This is a genomic window from Streptomyces nogalater (assembly GCF_039532885.1).
Classification (GTDB): Bacteria; Actinomycetota; Actinomycetes; order Streptomycetales; family Streptomycetaceae; genus Streptomyces; species Streptomyces nogalater.
In genome coordinates this window covers 1-654 of sequence record NZ_BAAASM010000007.1, presented here as the reverse complement: position 1 = coordinate 654, position 654 = coordinate 1, and the positions used below count along the sequence as shown (strand labels likewise).

Genomic DNA, 654 nt, shown 5'->3' with positions numbered 1-654 from the left:
AGCTTGTTCTTGGTTGCAAAGACGCGGGTGTCAGGGACCTTCGCCGCCCGGCACCGGTCCGCGTCCGGGGTCCAGGACTTCGGCAGATACAGCTCCCGGTCCACCAGTGCTCTGCCCTTGGCTGAAACGTAGGCGGCGAAGACTGCGATCTGGCAGTTTTCCGTCCGTCGGCCGTGCCCGAGTACTGCCTCTGCACCCCAGCGGAGGTGCTGCCCTTTCTTGAGGAAGCCGGTGTCGTCCAGGATCAGGACCCCGTCCGGGGTGCCGAGGCACTCGGCGACGTACTGCTGCACGTCGTCCCGGATCGCATCGGCGTCCCAGACTGCACCGTTCAGCAGATGCTGGAAGCCCGCTGGCCCGCGGTGACCTGCGTACCCGGCGAGCTGCCAGCCGTTCTTCCGCTCCACCGGAGCCGGCAGACCACGCACGTAGTCCCGCATCCGCCACCGCAGATCCACTCTCGAAAACCGGCCCGCAACCCGCGCGAACACCGACTCCAACTCCCCAGCCCACAAACCGGCATCGTCCATCCCCACCATGACCAGCACAACGAAGTCGACCAGCTCAGGCAACGATCTCTGACTGGAGTACTAGGCCGTTTCCTTCGGATCACCTCGCCGACCAGATGAAGATGGCGGCGAGGTGGAGTCCGGC

The 654-nt window shown here is 65.6% G+C and carries 1 protein-coding gene; it reads right to left on the bottom strand.

Annotated features, from left to right (window positions below; genetic code table 11):
* Window positions 1-572: IS701 family transposase (locus ABD350_RS07820; RefSeq protein ID WP_344347065.1), on the bottom strand; the 572-nt coding region annotated here is incomplete at its 3' end.
* Window positions 573-654: the final 82 nt, after the last annotated feature.